The 22,999-nt window shown below is 42.7% G+C and carries 22 protein-coding genes; 10 read left to right on the top strand and 12 right to left on the bottom strand.

The genetic code is table 11. The features are described from left to right. Positions 1-73: 73 nt before the first annotated feature. Positions 74-2,836 (bottom strand): ABC transporter permease, encoded by a 2,763-nt coding sequence (locus tag QWZ17_RS11695; protein ID WP_290305393.1) that lies wholly within the window; start codon positions 2,834-2,836, stop codon positions 74-76. 490 nt (positions 2,837-3,326) lie between these two features. On the opposite strand from QWZ17_RS11695, the gene QWZ17_RS11690 reads away from it, so the two are divergent. Then, positions 3,327-4,607 (top strand): metal-dependent hydrolase family protein, encoded by a 1,281-nt coding sequence (locus tag QWZ17_RS11690; protein WP_290305392.1) that lies wholly within the window; start codon positions 3,327-3,329, stop codon positions 4,605-4,607. Between the two features lie 318 nt (positions 4,608-4,925). On the opposite strand, the gene dnaA is transcribed toward QWZ17_RS11690, so the two are convergent. The 3 genes from dnaA to QWZ17_RS11675 form a co-directional block, all read right to left on the bottom strand. Continuing rightward, a complete protein-coding gene (gene dnaA, locus QWZ17_RS11685; RefSeq protein ID WP_259093919.1) occupies positions 4,926-6,353 on the bottom strand; it encodes a chromosomal replication initiator protein DnaA in 1,428 nt (475 codons plus the stop codon). Between the two features lie 437 nt (positions 6,354-6,790). After that, on the bottom strand, positions 6,791-8,335 hold the full coding sequence (locus QWZ17_RS11680; RefSeq protein ID WP_290305391.1) for an acyl-CoA mutase large subunit family protein: 1,545 nt from the start codon (positions 8,333-8,335) through the stop codon (positions 6,791-6,793). 5 nt (positions 8,336-8,340) lie between these two features. Beyond that, a complete protein-coding gene (locus QWZ17_RS11675) occupies positions 8,341-8,877 on the bottom strand; it encodes a DUF7935 family protein (RefSeq protein WP_290305390.1) in 537 nt (178 codons plus the stop codon). A gap of 87 nt (positions 8,878-8,964) precedes the next feature. Between QWZ17_RS11675 and QWZ17_RS11670 the strand changes: the two genes are divergently transcribed. Further along, positions 8,965-9,312 (top strand): HesB/IscA family protein, encoded by a 348-nt coding sequence (locus QWZ17_RS11670; protein ID WP_290305389.1) that lies wholly within the window; start codon positions 8,965-8,967, stop codon positions 9,310-9,312. A gap of 212 nt (positions 9,313-9,524) precedes the next feature. On the opposite strand, the gene QWZ17_RS11665 is transcribed toward QWZ17_RS11670, so the two are convergent. Further along, positions 9,525-10,349, bottom strand: a complete 825-nt coding sequence (locus QWZ17_RS11665) for a peroxiredoxin family protein (RefSeq protein ID WP_290305387.1) — start codon at positions 10,347-10,349, stop codon at positions 9,525-9,527. 235 nt (positions 10,350-10,584) lie between these two features. Between QWZ17_RS11665 and QWZ17_RS11660 the strand changes: the two genes are divergently transcribed. Continuing rightward, on the top strand, positions 10,585-11,823 hold the full coding sequence (locus QWZ17_RS11660) for an ABC transporter permease (protein ID WP_290305386.1): 1,239 nt from the start codon (positions 10,585-10,587) through the stop codon (positions 11,821-11,823). Between the two features lie 83 nt (positions 11,824-11,906). Here the strand turns inward: QWZ17_RS11660 and QWZ17_RS11655 are convergent, their stop codons facing one another. The 5 genes from QWZ17_RS11655 to QWZ17_RS11635 form a co-directional block, all read right to left on the bottom strand. Next, entirely contained in the window at positions 11,907-12,371 is a 465-nt protein-coding gene (locus QWZ17_RS11655) for a phosphatidylglycerophosphatase A family protein (RefSeq protein WP_290305385.1), read from the bottom strand. An 8-nt stretch (positions 12,372-12,379) separates the two neighbouring features. Beyond that, on the bottom strand, positions 12,380-12,739 hold the full coding sequence (locus QWZ17_RS11650; protein ID WP_290305384.1) for a helix-turn-helix domain-containing protein: 360 nt from the start codon (positions 12,737-12,739) through the stop codon (positions 12,380-12,382). Beyond that, complete coding sequence (locus QWZ17_RS11645; RefSeq protein ID WP_290305383.1) at positions 12,723-13,034, bottom strand: type II toxin-antitoxin system HigB family toxin; 312 nt, start codon at positions 13,032-13,034, stop codon at positions 12,723-12,725. Before QWZ17_RS11645 ends, QWZ17_RS11650 begins: the two co-directional genes overlap by 17 nt. 79 nt (positions 13,035-13,113) lie before the next feature. Next, complete coding sequence (locus tag QWZ17_RS11640; protein ID WP_290305382.1) at positions 13,114-13,935, bottom strand: TerC family protein; 822 nt, start codon at positions 13,933-13,935, stop codon at positions 13,114-13,116. A gap of 39 nt (positions 13,936-13,974) precedes the next feature. Beyond that, positions 13,975-14,895 carry a hypothetical protein gene (locus tag QWZ17_RS11635; RefSeq protein WP_290305381.1) on the bottom strand — a complete coding sequence of 307 codons (921 nt, stop codon included), beginning with the start codon at positions 14,893-14,895 and terminating at the stop codon, positions 13,975-13,977. Between the two features lie 152 nt (positions 14,896-15,047). Between QWZ17_RS11635 and QWZ17_RS11630 the strand changes: the two genes are divergently transcribed. After that, positions 15,048-15,449, top strand: coding sequence for a GNAT family N-acetyltransferase (locus QWZ17_RS11630; RefSeq protein WP_290305380.1), 402 nt, complete (start codon positions 15,048-15,050; stop codon positions 15,447-15,449). Positions 15,450-15,537: 88 nt separating this feature from the next. Here the strand turns inward: QWZ17_RS11630 and QWZ17_RS11625 are convergent, their stop codons facing one another. Continuing rightward, a complete protein-coding gene (locus QWZ17_RS11625) occupies positions 15,538-16,290 on the bottom strand; it encodes a hypothetical protein (protein ID WP_290305379.1) in 753 nt (250 codons plus the stop codon). A gap of 329 nt (positions 16,291-16,619) precedes the next feature. On the opposite strand from QWZ17_RS11625, the gene QWZ17_RS11620 reads away from it, so the two are divergent. The 5 genes from QWZ17_RS11620 (at position 16,620) to QWZ17_RS11600 (ending at position 21,443) form a co-directional block, all read left to right on the top strand. Further along, entirely contained in the window at positions 16,620-18,740 is a 2,121-nt protein-coding gene (locus QWZ17_RS11620; protein WP_290305378.1) for a prolyl oligopeptidase family serine peptidase, read from the top strand. Between the two features lie 150 nt (positions 18,741-18,890). After that, on the top strand, positions 18,891-19,457 hold the full coding sequence (locus tag QWZ17_RS11615; RefSeq protein WP_290305377.1) for a pentapeptide repeat-containing protein: 567 nt from the start codon (positions 18,891-18,893) through the stop codon (positions 19,455-19,457). A 49-nt stretch (positions 19,458-19,506) separates the two neighbouring features. Further along, on the top strand, positions 19,507-20,235 hold the full coding sequence (locus QWZ17_RS11610; protein WP_290305376.1) for a M23 family metallopeptidase: 729 nt from the start codon (positions 19,507-19,509) through the stop codon (positions 20,233-20,235). Then, positions 20,232-20,996, top strand: coding sequence for a DUF4846 domain-containing protein (locus QWZ17_RS11605; RefSeq protein WP_290305374.1), 765 nt, complete (start codon positions 20,232-20,234; stop codon positions 20,994-20,996). The genes QWZ17_RS11610 and QWZ17_RS11605 overlap by 4 nt, the downstream gene beginning before the upstream one ends. A 171-nt stretch (positions 20,997-21,167) precedes the next feature. Then, on the top strand, positions 21,168-21,443 hold the full coding sequence (locus QWZ17_RS11600) for a hypothetical protein (RefSeq protein WP_290305373.1): 276 nt from the start codon (positions 21,168-21,170) through the stop codon (positions 21,441-21,443). Between the two features lie 6 nt (positions 21,444-21,449). Here QWZ17_RS11600 and QWZ17_RS11595 read toward each other — a convergent pair whose 3' ends face one another. Continuing rightward, complete coding sequence (locus QWZ17_RS11595) at positions 21,450-22,469, bottom strand: aldo/keto reductase (protein ID WP_290305372.1); 1,020 nt, start codon at positions 22,467-22,469, stop codon at positions 21,450-21,452. Positions 22,470-22,648: 179 nt separating this feature from the next. On the opposite strand from QWZ17_RS11595, the gene QWZ17_RS11590 reads away from it, so the two are divergent. Then, positions 22,649-22,975, top strand: a complete 327-nt coding sequence (locus QWZ17_RS11590) for a hypothetical protein (RefSeq protein ID WP_290305371.1) — start codon at positions 22,649-22,651, stop codon at positions 22,973-22,975. Positions 22,976-22,999: the final 24 nt, after the last annotated feature.

Genomic DNA, 22,999 nt, shown 5'->3' with positions numbered 1-22,999 from the left:
AATGACGCAAAGCAAATGACCGAATGACTTTCTCATATCTTGATTCTTGACTCTTAATTCTTGACTCTCTTCCTTATTCAGCTTTCAAGCTCTTCACCGGGTTCATTAACGCGGCTTTGATGCTTTGGTAGCTTACGGTTAGTATGGCTATCACAATTGACATTATACCTGCCAGGGCAAACATCCACCAGCTGATGGTGATGCGGTTGGTAGGGTTAAAATCTTCCAGCCACTTATTCATAGCCCACCAGGCTATTGGCGAGGCCACTACGATGGCAATAAATACCAGCTTGATAAAATCAAATGAAAGCAGGGTAGTAATATTGCTTACGGTTGCGCCCAGCACCTTACGGATGCCTATTTCTTTGCTGCGCTGCTCGGCCATAAAGGCGGCCAGGGCGAACAGGCCAAGGCAGGCTATAATAATGGCCAACACCGCGAAGGTGGTAAAGATGCTACCCATGCGCTGCACATCGGCATACATGTTGGCAAATTGCTCATCCATAAAAGTGTAGCGGATGGGCTGGTTTGGCGAAAAGTTTTTCCATACCGCGTTAATTTGAGCAAGTGTGCCCTTTAAATCGCCGGTTTTTATTTTCACCGATACGATAGAGGGACTATTGCCCAGGTGCATTACCAGGGGACCAAGTGTACCTTTTAAGCTTTCAAAATTAAAATCCTTTACTACGCCAATAATAGGTACAGGAGCGCCATAATTGCTGATGCGTTTACCTACAGGGTCTTTAAGGCCCAATTTATCGGCCATGGTTTGGTTAATGATCACCGCCTGCGAGTCGGTTTTAAGCTTAGGGTTAAAGTCACGGCCGGCAACTATGGTCATGCCCAGGGTTTTTATATAATCGGCATCCACATCCCAAAACTGACCGCCGGTACCTGCTTCTAATTTTTGCCTGCCCTCGTTATGAAATTCGTTGCCATTACGCTTGGTGCCCGATACCGGCAGGAAATCGCTTACAGTAGCGCTTTTTACTGCAGATAGCTTCAATAGTTCGTTTTTAAAGTTTAGCACTTCGTTTTCCAGGGTGTTTGTTCCCTGGATCATCAGTACCTGGTCTTTTTCAAACCCTACCTTTTTGTTGAGGATATAATGCATCTGGTTATAAATAACCACGGTGCTAATGATCAATATAATTGATGTGGTAAATTGGAAAACCACCAGCCCATTGCGGAGAAAAGAACTTTTACTCCCGGTAGCCAGTTTGCCTTTTAATACTTCGATAGGTTTAAAGCTGGATAGATAAAATGCCGGGTAGATACCTGCTACAAATCCAATAATCCCAGCCGAAGCCAGTATGATTGGCAATAACCACCATTGCGTCCAGGGCATTGTCAATGATTTTGATGCCAATTGGTTAAAGTACGGAAGTAATAACGCAGCCAGCAGCAAACCCAACACAAACGAACAAACGCTGTATAATAACGACTCGGTTAAAAACTGTTGAATAAGCCCCCTGCGTTGCGACCCCACAACCTTACGCAAGCCAACTTCCTTAGCCCTGTTGGCCGATTTTGCGGTAGATAAATTAATAAAATTGATACAGGCTATCAGCAATATAAAACCAGCCACAGCGCCAAACAACCAAACAAACCTAATATCCCCGTGCGACATGCCATCATGAATATCATAGGAGTGCAGGTTAATATCTTTAATGTTTTGCAAAAACATGGTTAAAGCACCAGCTATCCGGTCGGCGTTTTTATCGCCGCCTTTTTTCATATCGGGGATGTAATAGCCCTTGATGATACCATCGGTGATCTTTTTATCAAGGCTTTTAACATCTGCACCTGGTTTAAGCAACAGGTATACGCTGTAATTACTGGCTCCCCAGGTTTCCTGCTCGCCATTCCAAAACTGAACACCGGTTAGGGTAAGCAAAAAGTTGTAATGCAAATGCGTAGTAGCCGGAAAATCCTGCATTACCGCGCCAATTTTGTATGGCCTGCTTTTGTTGTTATTAAGGTACATTACCTTACCCACCGGGTTTTGCCCCGGGAAATATTTATCGGCCTTACTTTTAGAAATCACCATGCTTTGCGGCTCGCTGAGCGCGTGCGCCAGGTCGCCATAAACTATCGGCACTTTCAATATCTCTAATAAGGATTGATCGGCATAAGCAAAACCATCCTCATGGGTATTCTCCACGCCATCGGCCCTTTTCAGCTCATTACTACCGGCACCCCAAAACAGCGAGTTGGGCATCAGGCGACCAGCCTTTTCTACTTCGGGATAATTGTTTTTAACGGTTTTGGCCATTACAGCGGGCCAGTCTACCCCTTTGTCATGTATCCCGTCCAGGTTATAGGCCCCTGCAATGCGATAAATGCGGTCGGCATCGGGGTAGTTTTTATCAAAACTAAGCTCATCACGAATGTATAACGCTATTAACAAACAGGCCGCGATACTAAAAGCAAAGCCACCAATTTTAATAGCAGTGTACATTTTTTGTTTGCGTAGCTGCCTTATGGCAACTTTTAAATAATTTTTAATCATACCGATGTTAATTAAAGCAGATTTTTTAATTACGGGTTTCTTTATGTTTATATACCCGGGGGCGGGAGGCTGTAGTTTAGGTATATTTTGCGCCACGGCCTCAACTTCCGGTTTTATGTTTTTTAGTATCCGGTCAAAAAGCAAATAGCTGTTTGCATCGGCGTTGGGTTGCTCTTCCTGCCACCAGTTAAAAATAAGCATTAGCGAGGTTTTAAGTTCGGGATTTTCTATCAATAAAAAATCCAGCTCGTGCAGTTCCTCTTCCGAAGCTTCTCCCGCCAGTTTTTTTGTTGCCAGTTCCCAAACGTGATCCTCTACGTTCATAAGTTGTTCAATAGGTTGGTTTTGATGTAAAAACGTATATACTACTAACCTTATAGAATAAAACATGTGCCATTTATTTAAAACACAGACAATCAATTAATTATATTAAAATAATTAATTCAGGTGTTCGATTACGTACAGGTGATGCACGCTTTTGTATCAACGTTATGGTTGTTGATTTCCTGAGTCTTTCAGTTCCCTCCCAACGGGATGGGTGAGGCTGGCAATGAGCGCAAAGGCAGGGAGGGGTTTCTACAAGCGATTCATCGCCATGGTAAGGAATAGCTAATTAAACCCCTACCTCCCTCCTTCCCCAGGGAGGGAATCGCACACGCCCTACGCTTTTTTATTTCGACAACTAAGTAACTGTGCCACTAACGGTTAAATAAGGACAGAATTAATTCATACAAAAGCTTTTTGTTACCAATCCGCCATACCTATATCTTCAATAAAAACCTTATATTAGCTTGTATATCAACCCAATATCCTTATGCATAAAAAACTACTCATCATTTCACTGCTTTTCACGCAAGCAGCCTTCGCCCAAAAAACTTATATCCAATGCGGCAAACTCATCGATGGCACATCTGCCACAGCCCAAACCCAAATGACTATTGTTATTGAAGACAAAAATATTATTGATATACAAAAGGGTTATACCTCCGGTACCGGTGCGGATAAGCTTATCAACATGCAAAACAAAACGGTAATGCCGGGCCTTATTGATTGCCATGTACACCTTGAATTGCAATTCAGCAAAGAGTCTACCGCGGAGATATTTACCTTAACAGATGCCGATATTGCCTACCAGGCGTCGGTATTTGCCAAACGCACGTTAATGGCGGGCTTTACCACCGTCCGTGATTTGGGTGGCAGCGGTGTAAACATCAGCCTGCGCAAAGCTATAAGGCGTGGTTTGGTTGATGGGCCAAGGGTGATAACCGCCGGCAGGGCAATATCGGCCAGCGGCGGGCATATGGACCCATCTGACGGGTTCAGGGACGACGCCTTTAACCACCGCATGGGTCCGGATGATGGTGTAGCCGATGGTCGCGACGAGCTGATAAAAGCGGTGCGGCTCCAGTTTAAACGCGGATCGGACGTAATCAAAATAGCATCAACCGGCGGGGTATTGGATTTAAGCGAGGATGGATCTGGCGCGCAATTCAGCATTGATGAAATAAAGGCCGTTGTAGAAACTGCCAAAGATTACGGCCTTAAAGTGGCCTGCCACGCCCATGGTGCCGAAGGTATACGCAGAGCGATATTAGGCGGTGTAACCTCTATAGAACACGGCACTTTTATGGACGACGAAGACATGAAACTGGCCAAGCAGTACGGCACCTGGTATGTGCCAACCATCATCGCCGGTAAATCAGTAGCCGACTCGGCCCGCATTCCGGGCTTCTTTCCTCCAGTAATTGCCCGTAAGGCGTTGGAGATTGGTCCGCAGATACAACAAACGTTTACCAAAGCTTATAAAGCAGGTGTTAAAATAGCTTTTGGTACCGATGCCGGCGTTTACGCGCACGGCAAAAATTATATTGAGTTTCAGTATATGGTTGAGGCCGGCATGCCGCCCATGGAAGCCATTAAAGCGGCAACCAGCAGCGCCGCCGAATTATTGGGCCTTAGCTCAAAAATTGGCAGCATCAACAAAGGGAAGTTTGCCGATATCATAGCGGTTGACGGCGACCCGCTGGCTGATATAAAAACCATGAAAAACGTAAGCTTTATCATGAAGGAGGGAAAAATATACCTGGCGAACTAAGGAGCTGCTTAAAGCGATTTCATAAAAACATTATGCACAAAAAACCGTCATTGCGAGTTGTAAAATCCGGCGGACTTTGAAGGTGGGGATGACGTAAGAACAACCTTATCCACCCTGTCATTGATGAGGCACGAAGAATCTTCTTCGCTATAAAAGTCTGCAATTAGCACGGCGAAGAAGATCCTTCGTTCCTCAAAATGACAAACTTTTTTTACAAAACGTCATGGGTAGGTATATATTTTTACAACTTCTAACAACTCACAAAAAAGCCCTGCATGTTAAACATACAGGGCTTTAGTAATATGATTATCTGGTCAGTTATGACATTTTCAGTTTCTTCTGAATGTCGGCAACGTAGCCTTTAAATTTCTTATCGGTATCAATTAAATCCTCAACGGTTTGGCAGGCGTAAATCACGGTAGAATGGTCACGACCGCCAAAGAAATGACCAATTGATTTTAATGAGCTTTTGGTATGCGCCTTGGCCAGGTACATGGATATTTGACGGGCCTGCACTATTTCGCGTTTGCGGGTTTGTGATTTCACCATCTCAATAGGTACCTCAAAATACTCGCAAACCAGGCTTTGAATGTACTCCATCGAAATTTCTTTAGAAGAGTTCTTCACAAAGTTTTTCAACATTTGTTTAGCAAGGTTCAAATCAATCTCCTTACGGTTAAGGGTTGATTGAGCTAACAGGGACACCATGGCACCTTCCAGTTCACGTACGTTGTTATCAATATTGTGGGCTACGTATTCAACCACATCATTTGATAACTCGATACCATCCTGGTAAATTTTATTTTTAAGGATAGCCATACGGGTTTCCAGATCGGGCACGGTCAAATCTGCCGATAGGCCCCATTTAAACCTCGATAACAAACGTTCTTCTAAACCGGCCAGATCCTTAGGGGCTTTATCTGATGTGATGATCAATTGCCTGCCGCTTTGATGCAGGTGGTTAAATATATGGAAGAAGAAATCCTGTGTTTTTTCTTTGCCGGCAAAGTTGTGTACATCATCCATGATCAGTACATCAATGGCCTGGTAAAAGTTCACAAAATCGTTAATGTTATTGTGTTTTAACGCGTCAACAAATTGTTGGGTAAACTTCTCGCACGATACATATAGTACCAGCTTATCTGGTAACGAGCGTTTAATTTCGTTACCTATAGCCTGCGCCAGGTGAGTTTTACCTAACCCAACGCCGCCGTATATCATTAAGGGGTTAAAAGAGGTGCCTCCGGGTTTTGCAGCCACGGCATAACCTGCAGAGCGGGCCAGGCGGTTACAATCACCCTCAACAAAGTTTTCGAAGGTGTAGTTCCTGTTTAATTGCGGGTCTACATTCAGTTTTTTAAGGCCGGGGATCACAAACGGATTTTTGATATCCTTATTAATAGAGATCGGGATCGGCATAGACTGGTTTTTCGACTCGGCTCCGTTTCCGTTCGATGGCATATTAGTAGTGTATGGTTTGCTTGATGATGATTGCTCAACAACAATATTGTATTCCAAACGCCCTTCGTCGCCCAATTGTTTTTTAATTGTTTTGCGCAACAAGCCTACATAGTGCTCTTCAAGCCACTCGTAAAAGAATAAACTTGGCACTTGTATGGTTAATACGCTTCCTTCCATCCTTAAAGCTTTTATCGGCTCAAACCAGGTTTTAAAACTCTGGGCCGGTATGTTGTCCTTTATGATCTGAAGGCAGCTATTCCAAACGTTAGTACAAGTTTTTTCCATATTAGATATAAGTAATTATTTGATTTCCAACCCCTCAGCTACCACCCAGATGAGCCTGCTACGGAACATCGAATATTGCCAAAAAAAGCTTATAAAAAAATTAAATTTCAACTTTTTTAACATTTCACAAGTTGTTAACAAAAGTTGTTTTTAAGTATAAATTTTGTATGTAATGCAATTTTTGACAATAAAAAACGCAATTGTATTATTTAAAAATTAAAATTTTTTCCATGAATTAAATTGCTCAAAATCATGGAAATAGTGCGTTTTTTTAATGCTAATTATACGGTAAAATGAGGTCAATTGTTGAGCCATTTTAACCATTTATGTTGCACTAAAAAACTAAAGCACTGGTGGTGTGCCTAATAAAAATAAAAGCTGGTCTTTGTTAATTATGGCACGGTGTCCGCACTGCTTCAAATGCCATATCTGCGATACTAATACTCCCCAAAAACATCGCGCAGTGTATCAGCGATTTCCCCCAGGGTAGCATAACTTTCAACCGAAGATACTATTAAAGGCATTAAGTTTTCTGTGCCCAAAGCTGCTATTCTTAATAGTTGTAAGTTTTCTTTAACAGCCTCATTATCCCTTTTGTTTTTGAGATTTTTTATTTTTTCTACCTGCATCTGGCGGATAGCATCATCAACCCTGAAAACGTTTGAGGGAGCCTCCTCGGGCTGGGTAAACTTATTAACACCTACCAATACTTTTTCTCCACATTCAATGTCGTTTTGGTACTGATAAGCCGATGCTGCTATCTCCTGCTGAATGTAATCCTGCTCAATGGCTTTCACCGCGCCGCCCAGGGCATCTATCTTATCTATATATAGCTGCGCGGCGGCTTCAATATCGTTGGTTAGGGCTTCCACAAAGTAGGAGCCGGCCAGCGGATCGACCGTATCGGTAACCCCGCTTTCAAAAGCGATGATTTGCTGGGTACGCAGAGCTATTTTAGCGGCAGCTTCGGTTGGTAAGGACAGGGCTTCGTCGTAACCATTGGTATGTAATGACTGCGTACCGCCCAATACCGCTGCCAATGCCTGATTGCTCACCCTGATGATATTATTAAACGGCTGTTGCGCCGTTAATGTCGATCCCCCGGTTTGGGTATGGAATCTTAGCTTTTGCGCACCTTCGTCTGTAGCGCCTAATTCTTTGGTGATATGTGCCCACATGCGCCTGGCGGCCCTAAACTTGGCTATCTCTTCAAAAAAATTATTGTGGCAGTTAAAAAAGAAAGAAAGGCGTTTGGCAAATACATTAATATCCAAACCCTTTTCAAGGGCGGCCTTTAAATAGGCTTTGCCATTGGCCAGGGTAAACGCCAATTCCTGTACGGCCGTTGATCCCGCCTCGCGGATGTGGTAGCCCGATATGGATATGGTATTCCATTTAGGGACTTCCTTGCTACAGTACTCAAACACATCGGTGATTAGCCGCATGGATGGCGTGGGCGGGTATATATAAGTACCCCGGGCGGCGTACTCCTTTAATATATCGTTTTGGATGGTGCCGGAAATTTGTGTTAAATCGGCCCCTTGTTTTTTTGCTAACGCGATATACATGGCCAGCAGGGTTGCCGCGGTGGCGTTAATGGTCATGCTGGTAGTGATATCCTTTAGCTGGATGCCAGCAAACAGAATTTCCATATCCTGCAACGAATCAATGGCTACACCTACTTTGCCTACTTCACCTTCTGATAGTTCATGGTCACTATCGTAACCTATCTGGGTGGGCAGGTCGAACGCTACCGATAGGCCGGTTGTACCCTGGCTTAATAAATAGTGGTACCGCTTGTTTGATTCTTCGGCTGTTGAGAAGCCGGCGTATTGGCGCATGGTCCAGGGTTTGCCGCGGTACATATCCTTTTGAATACCGCGGGTAAAAGGAAACTCACCCGGCAACTCATCCATATGCGATGGACCGGTATAAACCTCCTTTATTTCGATACCCGATGTGGTGCTGCGCTTTTTGGCCATGGCGGTTAAAATAGCTCTTCCATATCCTGTCTGATCAGGCTTAACGCCATTTCATAAGGATCATCGTCTAATTTGCTCAGATGCACCAGGATGGTTTTGCTCAGTTCCAGTGCGCTGGTATCTGCCGGCAGGGCCTTAACGGCGTTATTAATAACGTTCAGGGTATCTTCCTTTACCCTTTTGGTTACAGCCCATACTTTAGCGCTTAAATAAATTTGCTGGGTAATGTTGTGCTGAAACTCGCTGCGCACTTCGTCCATGATAATGGCTTGCAGTTCGGCAGCGGAATTGGCCGATCCGTTTAGGCGAACCAGCATGCTTGATGGGTTGATGCGTTCAATGAATAACACAACGCGCTCATACGCTTGCAAGCGTAAAGGAAGGGTTTGATTGCTGATGGTGCGCTTAAGTTCCAGGATCTGGATGCTTTCTGATTTATCCAGGTAGGGCTTAAACAGGTAAAAAGCGACATACACTACGCCAACACCCGACACCGTGTACTTTAAAATATCAAACAAAAATGGCAGTTGAAACATGGTCATGAAAATGTTAAACGCAGGTCATAAAACGCCTGTGGATGTAAAAATCCACATTTTACCTTATATTTGTGTAGATAAATAAAAAATAAGATGAGTACTGCTGTTGAAATTTTACCGGTATCATTTACTCCGGGAGCTGTAAAGGAACTTTTTAAATTAAAAGATCAGCAAGAAATAGGCGAAGAGTTTGGCTTGCGTGTGGGTGTTGAAGGTGGTGGCTGTTCGGGCATGAACTATGTTTTAGGTTTCGATCAGAAAAAAGATGGCGACCAGGAGTTTATCATCGATGGCATTAAAGTTTTTATGCATAAAGCACACGGCATGTACCTCATGGGCATGCAAATAGATTTCCAGGATGGCCTCAACGCCCGCGGATTTACATTTAATAACCCCAACGCTGCCAGTACCTGCGGCTGCGGAACTTCGTTCTCTGTATAAATAGAGTCAAGAATTAAGAGCCAGGAATCAAGACGAAAAGGTTAATGTAAATTGAAGCTTCTTCTTGACTCTTAATTCTTGGTTCTTCTTCATAAAAAGGCTGATATTTATATCGGCCTTTTCTTTTAAATCGATTTCCTTTATGGGTAGCTTGTAAATAATAGCCACCTGATGGAAATAAAAGATCCGCCCCATAAAAAAGGTGGATCTTTTTATTTCAAATTTTCATCTATTGTTTTTGTCATCCAGTAAGGCGCGCTTGGGGCATCGCCTACCCAATGCATTGCAACTTTGCCTTCTTTATCTAATATTAAATTGGTTGGATATAATCCAATACCGTAAGTTTTAGCATAAAAGCCCCCGTCATCAATTATTTGGTAGTTAAATGGCGTTTCGGCTAAAAACTTTTTGATATAGCTTTTAGTGTCAAGCGCTACGGCGATGAACACTACATTGGGATTGTTTTTATATTTGGCGGATACTTCATTAAGTGCGGGAATTTCATCCATACAGGCCGGGCAGCCAATAAACCAAAAGTTAAGCACAACAATTTTACCACGCAACTCTTTCAATGAAAGCTTATTACCGTTAATATCATGAGTGGAAAACGATCTTATTTGCTGGCCGGTTTTAAAATACTCAGACTCAATTGGCTTTGGCCAATTCTTCATCTTATCATACGGATCGCCAGCTGGCGGCTGGGGAGGAATAGCTGAACCGGGATCGTTATTGACAGGTTTGTTGGCCGGTATGTTACCCGCGGGGCGGTGAAGGCGGTGGTTTATGGCATCGCCACCTTTTTTTAACAAAACGTACTTATTATTAAGCTGGCCAAAATCTTCTGGTACCACCAGGTATTCACGGGTTCGGGTTAAGGCAGTCCATTCTGCAAAGCTCAAAACCTTCCCGGTCGAGTCTTTTACCATCGAAGTTTCATCAATAGTGTAGCTTCGCCGCATCACTCTTTTAGTAGTATCCTGGGCTTTCGCGCTTAAAGCGATAGCCAGCAGCAATAAAAGCGCATAAATATTCCTCATAGTATTATAATAGTAGATGCAATAAATATAGTTTATTTAAGAGATTTTTGGACTATGAGATTTAGGGACTGTCAGAAAAAAGACTATTGAACAAAGGATAAAAGGTGGGGTTTCCGGACGATATAATTCAGTCTTGGTTCTTGACTCTTGATTCTTGACTCTATTTTTTATCCAAGCTGTAACAAACCTATAGCCCTATTAGTCAAACACGTGCTTTTATCATACAATTACGCCCATGCCTGTAAAAACCTCGTACAGAGAAAATATTTCTATAGCGCTGCAGTCCATAGCCGGTAACAGGTTGCGTACATTTTTAACTGCGCTAATCATCGCTATAGGTATTATGGCTTTGGTAAGTATTTTAACAGCTATTGAAGGCATAAGGCAGTTTACCAACGATGCCTTTGCCGATTTGGGAGCCAACTCCTTTACTATCCAAAACCGGGGCGAGGGATTAAATTTTGGTAATGGCGGCCACCGTAAAGTATATCCGTCTATTACTTATGACCAGGCGGACAGGTTTAAAAAAACTTTTAAGCTGCCCGTAATTATCGCCATTAATTTAGATGTTACCGGTACCGCGGTAGCCAAATTTGGTAGCGAAAAAACTAATCAGAACATTTCTATCTCTGGCTCAAATGAAAACTACCTGCTTACAAGCGGCAAAAAGCTTTCGTTCGGTCGTAACTTTTCAACGTCAGAACTGGAGCACGGATCAAACGTGGTGCTAATAGGAGATGAGATCAAACAAAAGCTATTTAAAAATTCCGATCCCGTAAATCAAAACGTTTTTATTGGTGGTAATAAATATAAAATTGTTGGGGTGATAGCCTCTAAAGGTTCAAGCTCATTTGGGGGCGATAAGTTTTGTATTATCCCGATCCTGAAAGCGAAACAGATTGATACCAACAAAAATATATCCTATACCATTACTGTAAAGGTAAAAGGCCCGGGGGCCCTGGATGCCACTCTTGGTGAAGCTACTTCGCTGTTCAGAAATGTACGCGGATTAAACATCGCTAATGAGGATAACTTTGAAATGTCGCGAAGCGATTCAATTCAAAAGGAATTGGGCGGGCAATTGGCCGGTATCACCGCGGGTGGTTTTGCAATCAGCATAATAACGCTCATTGGCGCGGCAATAGGACTTATGAACATTATGCTGGTATCGGTAACCGAACGTACGCGCGAAATTGGAGTGCGTAAGGCTATTGGTGCTACCCCGGCGGTGATTCGTAAACAGTTTTTAATTGAAGCTATTGTAATTTGCCTCATGGGTGGCGCGGCAGGTATTGTATTAGGCATGGCGGCTGGCAACGTTATAGCGGTGCAAATAAGCGGCACATTCGCGGTACCATGGGGATGGCTCATCTTCGCGGTGGTACTGTGTACCTTTATCGGTCTGATCTCTGGATACTACCCGGCAAAAAAGGCTGCCAAACTCGATCCGGTTGAGGCCCTGCGTTACGAATAAACAAGACCCTACACAAACACTTATCATAAAAACAAAAGCCGACCGTTAAAAGGGCGGTTTTTTAGTTTAATACAATCAGGCTTCTATTGTCCAAATTTTATCCAAACCAAATACCCCACCCAAAGCACTACATTGGAGTACACACCCGCCAGTACATCATCCATCATTACACCGGTACCGCCAGGCAAGGCTTCCATTTTGCGGATGCCCAATGGTTTTACAATATCAAAAAAACGGAACAGCACCAGGCCGCCTATTAAAAAATACAGGTTTTGCGGCAGGAAAAGAACCGCGATGAGCATACCCGCTACCTCATCAATTACCACGCGCGAACTGTCTTCGCCCCAATCTGGTTCAACCTTATTACTTACATAAACTCCCCATAGGGTTATAACAACGGTAATGGCAAACAAATACCATGGATTTTGTAATGAGGTATATTTCCACAAGGCCCATATGCCGCCGCAGGTAACTATAGCGGCATAAGTACCACCACCCTTTAAAAAGCCTATACCAAAAATGGAAGCTATTATTTTGTTGAAGTTCATTGGTTTGATTAATATGCCTGGATCAAAACCTCAGCCGGTATTTTCAATATTTCGGTTAACTTCCGAATCATAGATAGGCTTAGCTTTCTTTTTCCCGATAGTATTTCAGATTTGCGGGAACGATTCCCTAAAATGTTGCTCAACTCGGTTTCCGACAAATTCATTTGTTCCATTCTAAACTTTATAGCTTCCAGAGGATTGGGATGCCCAACCGGATAATGGACCAATTCATATTCTTTTATTAGGATACTAAGAATTTCGAGCTCATCTGACTCTGGTGATGCTTCTGTTATATTGCCTTGCATAAGGTCGTACACACGTCCAAGCGCATCTGTGTATTCCTTTTCTGTTTTAATTGGTTTTAACATAACTCATAGTTTTAGCATCTATTTTGTCGTATTGATTATGTGTTCCAAACCAAACAACAAAGATTATTTTCAATCGATATTCAATATCCACAATAAGCCGATAGCTGTTACCATGAATATTAAATACAACCCTTTTTTCATTTAACACTGAAGCATTTCTGTATTGGGCCTTTAACTCGTTAGGGTTACTCCAATTGGCCAATAAGGCTTCCTCGTGCCAACTTAATAATGCTTGTTCAGCCTGGTAAAACTCAACGATATATTCCTTTAGGGTTTTTACCGCAATAACTCTCATTAATACAAAGATAACGAATGTTACCAATATGGTTACATCAAAATGAATAATACAGACCTTCCATCTTTCACCTCCAAACCTATTGCTTGTCCAGCACATCCTCTGCAGCTTCGGCAACTTCGGGTTCAATGGTGTGGCGTTTAGGGAAGTTGAATAACAGCGATGTTAATACCGGGATAATGAAAATTGCTACTGTAAATACCGACGTTGCTATATCAGCGCTTTCGCCTGTTAGGGCTTTTGATAGCGATGCCTCAGGGTAAAAGTGTACGTATAAGGATAGTGATAGCTTAACACCAAGCACACCAATAACAATAAAGGCTACAGTTTCAAGGAAGGTGAATTTTTCCATCAGCTTAACAAAGGCCTGCGCTACAAAACGCATGGCCAGGATGCCAATAAATACACCTATGTAAATTAGCACCACGTGATCTGTAAAGGCCACAGCGGCAAATACGTTATCTATTGAAAAGGCAAGGTCCATCAGTTCTACCAGGGCCACAGTAGCCCAAAATACGCCGAATACGCCAACGGTTGATTTATATAACCAGTTTTTGCTTTTATCAACCTCTTCTTCGCCACCTTCGGCATTTGCGGCTTGTATTTTACCTTTAAAATAGTCAAAGCAAAGGTAAAGCAGGTATAAACCGCCGATAGGTTTTAACCACCATATTTTAACCAGCCACGAGGCCAGGAACAAACAAATACCGCGCAATACATACGCGCCGATAATACCGTAGCGCAAAGCTTTTTTACGCTGATCTTTTGGCAAATCGAGCACCATGGTGGCCAATACAGCCGCGTTATCAACCGAGAGTAAACTCTCTATAACTATCAGGTTTAAAATGATCAGTAATCCGGCTTTAATATCGGCGCCTAAAATTGTGTGTAAAAAATCCATAGGTTGGCAGGTAATGTATTTTTATTGGGGTTAAATAAACTAAATTAAATCGGTATTGAGCATGCTTTTTAAAATATTAGCCTGTACATCAATATTGGTGATGTTATCGAGAAAGCTAATGTCAGATATCTTTTTGTAATTATCGGCCAACAGGCTGGTAATTTCGGCGGGCATATTGGCTTTCATAGCCGCGGCGTTACCTTCCATCCGGTCGTTTTTATCCTTCAGTTCGTAAACCAGTTTTTCTTTTTTAGATAGGTTGGTGCTCATATCTATACCGGCAATTTTCGCAACATCCAAAAACACAAAAAGACTATCAGATGGCGCATAAATAAAATGGCGGTCATCATCTAAAAACTTATATACTTCTATTACCTGCGTGCCCGATTTTAATCCGCAATAAAACTCGGTCTTAAAATCGTACTTGCACAGTACGCCCATCAGCTTGCGCTGAATTTTTGCATAATTGTTTTTATAAATATCTGTCAAGCCGTAGGCGGTAAGCTCTTCCATCAAATCGGTACTGATGGTATAAAAAAAGTCGGCAGCGAAACGGGAACTAAAGGCGTTGATATTTTTAGATAAGGGGTTTTCTGTCGATTCATCCGACAATACCTGGAAAAGCTTCCGTAAAGAAAGATTCACTTTGAGCGCCTGCCGTTGTTTTTCGATATTGAAGTTGGCTACGGTATACGTTGGATCGTTCAGCCTTTCCATCATTTCCTTATTGATCTGGATTTCATCAAACAGCAAACTCACATTGGTTTCGTTGTTCTTTTTGATTTTACGAAGCAGGTCGATAAGGCTTTGGGTAAATTGCAGGTGAAACAGATCGAGCTTGTTGATATCCAGTTCTGGATTGGTTTCAAACAATTTATGGATCACCTGGCTGCGCAGGTAAATTTTGTAAATAATTTCATCGCCAAAAAATACAGAAAGCAGTTGCAGCTTACTGAGCATTCTGTTGGATTGATTTAAAATATTTAACCGGTTTTCGTCCATGTATTTCTACACAAATTTAAGAAAATATGGGTGATAAAGGAACCTGCACCAAACTGCAAACAACAATGACTATTGTATCTTTATAACAATGTTAAGCATCTTACTAAATAATGACAGGCATAATTTATAAAACCGACGTAACACCACAACCCGAACAAATAATAGCATTATATGATACCGCGGGTTTGCCTCGCCCAACAAATGATGCCGTGCGCATTAAGGCTATGTATGAACACTCAAATATTGTGGTAACTGCCTGGCAAGGCGAAACGCTTGTTGGCGTGGCCCGTTCCATAACGGATAAAGCCTGGTGCTGCTACCTGGCCGATTTGGCCGTAAGCCCGGAAATTAAAAAATCGGGTATTGGCAAAAAGCTAATCGATATTACCCGGGAATTAATTGGCGACGAGTGTACCCTCATTTTATTATCGGTACCAACTGCTATGGATTATTATCCCAAAGTGGGTTTTACCAGGCTTGACAATTGCTTTTGGATCAATCGTAAAAGATAAGGTAACAATAAAAGCGAATGGGCTATAATGATTACATTATAGCCCATTCACTTTTATTAAGAGGGCTGTTTTACAGCCATTTCAAATACTAAAACTCTTTATATAAGCCAAATATGGCCTGGCCTTCTGTAATAGCCTGGTTGGTTACCGTACGGCCTAATACCAGGGTACGATCGGTGTAAGTAATTTTTGGTCCGGCAGAGTTTACGTAATTGCCTTTCAGGAACAAGCCCCAGCCCGCGCCTGTATTTAGGCGAATGCCCACACTGCCACCGTATGCAAAAGCAAACTTATTTGAGCTTTGTTGAATAAACTCGGCAGTTTGCGCATCAACACCCGAAATTAAAACGGCTATTTGAGGTGTCGCGAAGCTTTTGATAGCACCTGCCGATGCCCTGAAATCGAACGTAAACGCGTGCCATACTACAGAATATTGTGGGCCTAATAAAATGTTAAGGCTGCGGTAGCGTTTGTTGGCCGTAACTGTCGATCCATCTGCTTTATAAGAATCTGTGTAGCCTTGTGATATTTTAACATCATCATCATAAGTAAGGTTACCCTGGTCCTGGTAAGTAACGGTATAACCTAAGGCAGCACGTTTAAAAAAGTAGTGCGCTCCATCAATAGAGTAAACCAATCCTTTTTTGGCAAAGCCAGATTTTGGATTAGCATAATCTGTTACTTTAAAAGCACCAAACGGCCTTGACTGGCCTGCACCTAAACTTATATAGCTTTTGGATTTTTCTGCAGCAATATCCTCATCCTGTACATCCTGCGCCCTGGCGTTAAAAACAATCAGCATAAAAAAAGCTGAAGCCAATAGTGTAAAAATTTGTTTCATGTTGTAATAGTCCTGTTAAATAAAATAAGGTTTGCCCGCTACCTTGTTTATTTGGTTTAGCAAACGTGTAAAAAAAAGCATTATTATCATTGACCGGCCCGATATTGCGAAATAGGCCGTTTAATATATAATATATGCATACCCAACAGCACAACTGACCAGGCACCGGTTTTGCCGGTTTTACTTACAGGGCGCTAATATAGCTTGCCCCGCTCAATTATATGGCAGCAAACGGCAAATATTAACAACTTTTAACCTTTATTGCCTTAAATAGCTTGCAGGCATCCGGCTCAAATCCATATCTTTAGTTTCCTGTAATTTAAAGTGAGATGAAAAAAACACCGTGTTTATTTGCATTAGCTGTTTTATTTTGCAGCTACACCTACGCGCAACAAATGACTATTAAAACACTGCCATACCCGCAAACTAAAAAAGTTGATACCGTTGATACTTATTTTGGCACCTCGGTGCCCGATCCTTACCGCTGGCTCGAAAACGACCAGGCGCCCGACACCAAAGCCTGGGTAAAGGAAGAAAATAAGGTTACTCAGGATTATTTAAAACAAATTCCCTTTCGCGAAGACATGCGTAAACGCCTTGAAGTATTGTGGAACTATGAAAAATACAGCGCTCCATTTAAAGAAGGCAGATACACTTATTTTTATAAAAACGACGGCCTGCAAAGCCAATCGGTTTTGTATCGGCAAGTTGGCGACAACGGTACGCCCGAAATATTTTTAGACCCCAATAAATTCTCTGCCGATGGTACAACTTCTTTGCAGGGCATTGATTTTACCAAAAATGGCGAACTGGCCGCCTACCAGATCTCGGAAGGCGGATCAGACTGGCGGAAGGTCATCGTCATAAAAACCGACGATAAAAGTGTTGTGGGCGATACCCTGATAGATGTAAAATTTAGCGGCCTGGCCTGGAAAGGTACTGATGGTTTTTATTACAGCAGCTATGATAAGCCCAAAGCAGGTAGCCAGCTATCCGGGTTAACGCAATACCATAAGTTGTACTATCACAAACTGGGCACACCCCAAAGTACAGATCAATTGATTTTTGGGGGCGATAAAACCCCACGTCGTTATATTGGCGCATACCTTACCGAAGATGAGCGCTTCCTGGTAATATCGGCCGCAACGTCAACCACCGGTAACGAATTGTATATACAGGATTTGAGTAAACCCGGCAGCCAGATTATCAATGTGGTTAATAATTTTGATAATCAGCATTCGGTATTGGATAATGTGGGCAACAAGTTGTACATCATTACCAATATTTATTCGCCCAATTTTAAAATTGTTACAGTTGATGCGGCGAACCCAACCATTACGCACTGGAAAGACCTGATTCACGAAACCAAAAACGTATTGACCGCCAGCACAGGTGGTGGTAAAATTTTTGCCGAATACCTTAAAGATGCCACCTCGTTTGTACAACAATACGATATGGATGGCAAATTGGAGCGTACCATTAACCTGCCATCGGTAGGTACAGCATCAGGTTTCGGTGCCAAAAAGGAGGAAAAGGAAACTTATTACACTTTTACCAGCTATGTATACCCCGCAACTATTTTTAAACTGAATATAGCCACCGGGCAATCAACCCTATATAAAAAATCGGGGGTTAAGTTTGATCCCGAACTTTATGAATCAAAACAGGTGTTTTATAATTCAAAAGATAAAACCCGCATCCCAATGATCATCACCTACAAAAAGGGGACGGTGCTTAATGGCGAAAACCCACTGATGCTTTACGCCTACGGCGGCTTTGGGGTAAGCTTAACCCCGGCTTTTAGCACATCAAACATTATCCTGTTAGAGCATGGCGGCATTTACGCGGTACCCAACCTACGCGGTGGCGGCGAATACGGCGAAACCTGGCATAAAAAGGGCATCAAGCTAAAAAAGCAAAACGTGTTTGACGATTTTATTGCCGCTGCCGAATATCTCATTAAAAATAAATACACCTCAAAAGAAAAACTGGCGGTATCCGGCGGCTCAAACGGCGGATTGCTCATTGGCGCTATGCTTACCCAGCGCCCCGATTTGTTTAAAGTTGCTTTCCCGGCTGTTGGCGTTATGGATATGCTGCGCTACAACAAATTTACAGCCGGCGCTGGCTGGAGTTATGATTATGGCACAGCCGAAGATTCAAAAGCCATGTTTGAATACCTGTATAAATATTCGCCATACCACGCTTTAAAGCCGCAGGCTTACCCGGCAACCATGGTTACCACTGCCGATCATGACGACCGTGTGGTGCCCGCCCACTCATTTAAATTTGGCGCTCGCCTGCAGGAGTATCAAAAAGGTACTGCTCCGGTACTTATTCGTATAGAAACCAACGCGGGCCATGGCGCAGGTCAATCAACAGCCCAGGTAATTAGCGGGCAGGTTGATAAATGGGCTTTTATGTTTTGGAACATGGGGCTGAAGTGGTAATTTTCGACTCAAATTACAGATTTTTGAATGTCCCTTTTTATGCAGAGATGTATGCCTCTCTGCATAAAAAAGCTATTAATGGGGCATAACTCATTTTGCTCCCCCACCAAAAAATCTTGATACTTGATACTAACTACTTGATACTAAAAAATGCTTTTCGAAGACGAAACTTTTACCAAAACTCCTGCTCTGCAAATAACCGGCCGCAACCATGCTTATGAAAACTGCAAATTTGTATCCTGCGATTTAAGCAGGGCAAACCTAAATGGCGTGGTATTTACCGATTGCGTTTTTGATGGCTGCAACCTGGCTCTTGCCGACGCCAGCGACGCGGGTTTTCAAAACATCGTATTTAAACACTGCAAACTAAGTGGACTAAACTTTAGCAAGGCCCGCGATTTTTTATTTGAAGTTCATTTTGAGCATTGCATACTGGATAACGCTATCTTCTATAAAAAGAAAAACAAAAAGGCCCGGTTCAATGATTGCTCTATGACCGAAACCGACCTTACCGAGGCCGATTTAACCGAGGCCAAATTCATCAACTGTAATCTTAACCGGGCATTCTTCAGTCGTACCATATTAAAAGGTGCCGACCTGCGCAGCAGCTACAATTTTACTATCGATCCGGATGATAACATGATAAAAAAAGCCATGTTCAGCCTGCATGGTTTACCCGGCCTACTGGCTAAATACGATATTAAAATTGAAGCATAATATTTTGATGCTTATTTAGTTATAGTAATCCCGGATCAGAATAAACCTTATGCGAAAAATTGTACTGTTTGCCTTAATTTTATTTATACACACCCAAAGCCATGCTCAAACTATTGATAGGGTTGAGGCCTGTAAAAAGTTCAACACTTTTAACAGCGCGGTTTTGAACGGTGGGATAAAAAATGCTGAGGCTCAAAAACAGTTTCGCGATTTTATAAAGCAAATTGACCTTTGGGTTACTGTTAGGAATGAGCTTGTAGAAGCCAAAACCTCATGGATATTTCCGTTGCGCGGTTATAATTACCATGCTATTGGTGGCAATGGAGATGGCTATTCTGATAAAGGCTATCGTTACCTTGATGGCAATAAACATGGTGCCCACCCGGCTCATGATATTTTTATAAATGATAAAAACCAGGATTGTATAGACGACCATACGCATAAGCCTGTTGACGTGCTGGTTGTAGATGATGGTTTTGTAATTGCCTGCACCGATGAATGGGAGCCAACAAGCAACCTTAGGGGAGGCAAATTTATATGGGTTTATCACCCTACAAAAAACTATTTTACTTACTACGCCCACAACCAGGCCATTTTTGTAAAACCGGGCGACGATGTACGACAGGGGCAAAAAATCGCTGAAGTTGGCCGTACCGGCTACAATGCTTACAAAAAACGCTCGCCTACGCATTTGCATTTTTCGGCGTTTAAACTGGTAGATGATTTGCCGGTGCCGTTTAATCCTTACCTGCAATTAAAAAAAGCAAAAACGTTATGAAAGGAATTTTACTGCTGTTGGCGTCGCTGTTATTGACCGGTCCGGTTAAAACGGATAATGTGGTAAGCCGGTTTAAAGCACCCGCGGGCTATAAGCAATGCACGGTAACTCCAGGCAGTTTTGCTGCCTGGCTGCAGGCGGTACCCTTAAAGCCTTATGGTTCGCAGTGTTTAACTTACCAGGGTAAGGTGGCCCGCACGGAAGGGTATACAGCGGGTATTTTAGATGTAAGCGTAGGCAATTACGATTTACAGCAATGTGCCGATGCCGTAATGCGCCTGCGGGGTGAATACCTGTATTCCCAAAAGAAATACCAGGATATCTCCTTCAACTTCACCAGCGGTTTTAAGTGCGATTTTGTTCATTATGCCAATGGATATCGCTACAGTAGCGAGCATTGGGTTTTGAAAGCTAAAAAGGACTACAGTTACCCTAATTTTATGCGATACATGATGCTGGTATTCAGCTATGCCGGTACGCTATCGTTAGAAAAAGAACTGAAGCCTGTTCAAAATCCCGCTACTTTAAAAACCGGCGATGTGTTTATTAAAGGCGGCTCACCGGGGCATTGTTTTATAGTGATGAACGTGGTGGAGAACGCCCAACATCAAAAGAAATTCCTGATAGCCCAGAGCTATATGCCTGCTCAAAGCATACAGCTATTACAATACCAGGAAGTTCCCTGGTTTAGCCTGAATGAGCCTGCCTACATTTTGTATGGCGCTTTGGTTAGCCCTACTTACCTGAAACGGTTTGAATAAAGCGCCATTAGCCAGCTTTCTATTTTTTGTATAGATACGGATACACATTTGAACCATTTATTAAATCGCCAAAGAAAAGCCAAATGCCAGATTGTCAATTAGTTAAAAATACAAATCTGAAAAAGGCACAGCTATTGCCTTTACAGGTTAGTAATTAATTGATTGTCAATAATGAGCGATTTCTTCAATAACGGACTACACATATTTGTATTAGTTGCTATAACGGCATTTGTGATTTTTGGTGTACTTGCTTTAAGTGGCAGGTTTGACCATTGGGATTCGCGCTTAATTCGCAAAGCTCAACAGATCTTTAGTCGCGTAAGGCGCTTTTTTCAGCGCAAACAAAAACGGGAAAAAATACTTGAGCATCATCATCATGATGATACCCGGCATGCGCATCATGCCAATCACGTTACACATAGTATTAATGATGGCGATGTGCGGTAAGCCGGTTTATCTTTTCTCCACCCGATCATAAAAACCACCAAAGCTGTTATTTTTTACCGCCTCTTCGTTAAAAAAGTCGCCGGGAAAACCAAGTTCAATAGCGCTGGCATCGCTTAAGCGTTTCATGTGGTCGGCAGTTAAAACGCTGTCAACGGTTTTCAGGTTATCCATCAACTGGTCAACTTTGGTAGCTCCCACAATGGGGATACAGGAAAAATGTTGTTGGCGGGTCCAGTTAAGGGCCACGTGGCTTTCGCTTACACCCAGTTCGGCAGCTATGTCCATTACTACTTTGGTGATGCCTTCGGCACGGGCATTAAGCCTGTTGCTTTCGGGCTTTATGCGGCCCTTATCGCCTTTTAAATATTTGCCCGTGAGCGCGCCGCCTGCAAGGGGTGCCCAGGGCGTAACTGTCATGCCAAAATGTTTGGCCATCGGGATCAGTTCACGTTCGGCAGTACGGGCAAGCAGGCTGTATTCTACCTGTAGCGCAATAAATTGGCTCCAGCCCATCAGTTCGGCTAACGTGTTTCCTTTGGCTACCACCCAGGCCGGCGTATCACTTATGGCAGCGTAGGTTATTTTACCTTGTTTAATCAGGTCGTCCATCGCGCGCAGCACTTCATCAATAGGAGTAATATTATCCCAAATGTGCAGGTAAAGCACATCAATAAAATCTGTTTTGAGGCGCTTTAAACTTTCCTCCACACTGCGCATCATGTTTTTGCGGTTATTACCCGATGCGTTGGGGTTGGTTACATTGTCCTTTAATGTGTATTTGGTAGCCAGCACAAAATAATCCCTGTCATGATGCGATAGGTAATCGCCGATAATCCGCTCGCTGGTGCCAAGTTTGTACATGTTGGCAGTATCTAAAAAATTGCCACCGGCATTGGCGTAGGCATCCATAATATCAAAACTGGTTTGCTTATCGGCACCCCAGCCTGCTTCGGTACCAAAACCCATTGTGCCCAGGCACAGTTCAGAAACTTTAAGGCCCGACCGGCCAAGTAATTTGTAATTCATATAGCCCCCTCTAAATCTCCCCCGATAGGGGAGACTTTTAATTTTAATGTAGTATTACTTCTATTAAAAAACGCTTTATTTCCCCCTGCTTCTTAAAGCCCTCTCCTTTGGGGAGGGTTTGGGTGGGGCAAACAATAACAAAATTGCTTTGTAATATTAAACAATACAAATGTATTACCATGAAAATTATAACACTGCATAAGCCCATTCATATTCACGAATTGTTTAACATTTTGCAGCATAAGCTTAACGAGCTTTTTCATGAACGCAGGCAAAGCCATATTAATTTCATCATTAGCGGTAAGGATGATGTGTTAGAAATTAGTCAGCCGGATTTGTACGATGGTCCGTTGTTTAACCTGGAGGTTGATGGGCACAAGCTAAAGATAACCCGCAATGAGCACTATGTTGATGATGTAAACTCGCTCACCATCGAATCTATCCTTAACGATTTGTTTGCCGATGTTGCCGGCCGTTTTGGTACCGACCTCGTGCAGGAGGGTTAGGTATTGGTTAATATAATTTTTAGC

Source organism: Mucilaginibacter flavus (genome assembly GCF_030409315.1).
GTDB lineage: Bacteria > Bacteroidota > Bacteroidia > Sphingobacteriales > Sphingobacteriaceae > Mucilaginibacter > Mucilaginibacter flavus.
This window is presented reverse-complemented; position numbering and strand designations above follow the sequence as displayed.

Coding starts and splice junctions, on each gene's coding strand:
- QWZ17_RS11695 (WP_290305393.1), bottom strand. CDS start 2,836: ATGAACGTAGAGGATCACGTTTGGGAACTGGCAACAAAAAAACTGGCG.
- QWZ17_RS11690 (WP_290305392.1), top strand. CDS start 3,327: ATGCATAAAAAACTACTCATCATTTCACTGCTTTTCACGCAAGCAGCC.
- dnaA (WP_259093919.1), bottom strand. CDS start 6,353: ATGGAAAAAACTTGTACTAACGTTTGGAATAGCTGCCTTCAGATCATA.
- QWZ17_RS11680 (WP_290305391.1), bottom strand. CDS start 8,335: ATGGCCAAAAAGCGCAGCACCACATCGGGTATCGAAATAAAGGAGGTT.
- QWZ17_RS11675 (WP_290305390.1), bottom strand. CDS start 8,877: ATGACCATGTTTCAACTGCCATTTTTGTTTGATATTTTAAAGTACACG.
- QWZ17_RS11670 (WP_290305389.1), top strand. CDS start 8,965: ATGAGTACTGCTGTTGAAATTTTACCGGTATCATTTACTCCGGGAGCT.
- QWZ17_RS11665 (WP_290305387.1), bottom strand. CDS start 10,349: ATGAGGAATATTTATGCGCTTTTATTGCTGCTGGCTATCGCTTTAAGC.
- QWZ17_RS11660 (WP_290305386.1), top strand. CDS start 10,585: ATGCCTGTAAAAACCTCGTACAGAGAAAATATTTCTATAGCGCTGCAG.
- QWZ17_RS11655 (WP_290305385.1), bottom strand. CDS start 12,371: ATGAACTTCAACAAAATAATAGCTTCCATTTTTGGTATAGGCTTTTTA.
- QWZ17_RS11650 (WP_290305384.1), bottom strand. CDS start 12,739: ATGTTAAAACCAATTAAAACAGAAAAGGAATACACAGATGCGCTTGGA.
- QWZ17_RS11645 (WP_290305383.1), bottom strand. CDS start 13,034: ATGAGAGTTATTGCGGTAAAAACCCTAAAGGAATATATCGTTGAGTTT.
- QWZ17_RS11640 (WP_290305382.1), bottom strand. CDS start 13,935: ATGGATTTTTTACACACAATTTTAGGCGCCGATATTAAAGCCGGATTA.
- QWZ17_RS11635 (WP_290305381.1), bottom strand. CDS start 14,895: ATGCTCAGTAAGCTGCAACTGCTTTCTGTATTTTTTGGCGATGAAATT.
- QWZ17_RS11630 (WP_290305380.1), top strand. CDS start 15,048: ATGACAGGCATAATTTATAAAACCGACGTAACACCACAACCCGAACAA.
- QWZ17_RS11625 (WP_290305379.1), bottom strand. CDS start 16,290: ATGAAACAAATTTTTACACTATTGGCTTCAGCTTTTTTTATGCTGATT.
- QWZ17_RS11620 (WP_290305378.1), top strand. CDS start 16,620: ATGAAAAAAACACCGTGTTTATTTGCATTAGCTGTTTTATTTTGCAGC.
- QWZ17_RS11615 (WP_290305377.1), top strand. CDS start 18,891: ATGCTTTTCGAAGACGAAACTTTTACCAAAACTCCTGCTCTGCAAATA.
- QWZ17_RS11610 (WP_290305376.1), top strand. CDS start 19,507: ATGCGAAAAATTGTACTGTTTGCCTTAATTTTATTTATACACACCCAA.
- QWZ17_RS11605 (WP_290305374.1), top strand. CDS start 20,232: ATGAAAGGAATTTTACTGCTGTTGGCGTCGCTGTTATTGACCGGTCCG.
- QWZ17_RS11600 (WP_290305373.1), top strand. CDS start 21,168: ATGAGCGATTTCTTCAATAACGGACTACACATATTTGTATTAGTTGCT.
- QWZ17_RS11595 (WP_290305372.1), bottom strand. CDS start 22,469: ATGAATTACAAATTACTTGGCCGGTCGGGCCTTAAAGTTTCTGAACTG.
- QWZ17_RS11590 (WP_290305371.1), top strand. CDS start 22,649: ATGAAAATTATAACACTGCATAAGCCCATTCATATTCACGAATTGTTT.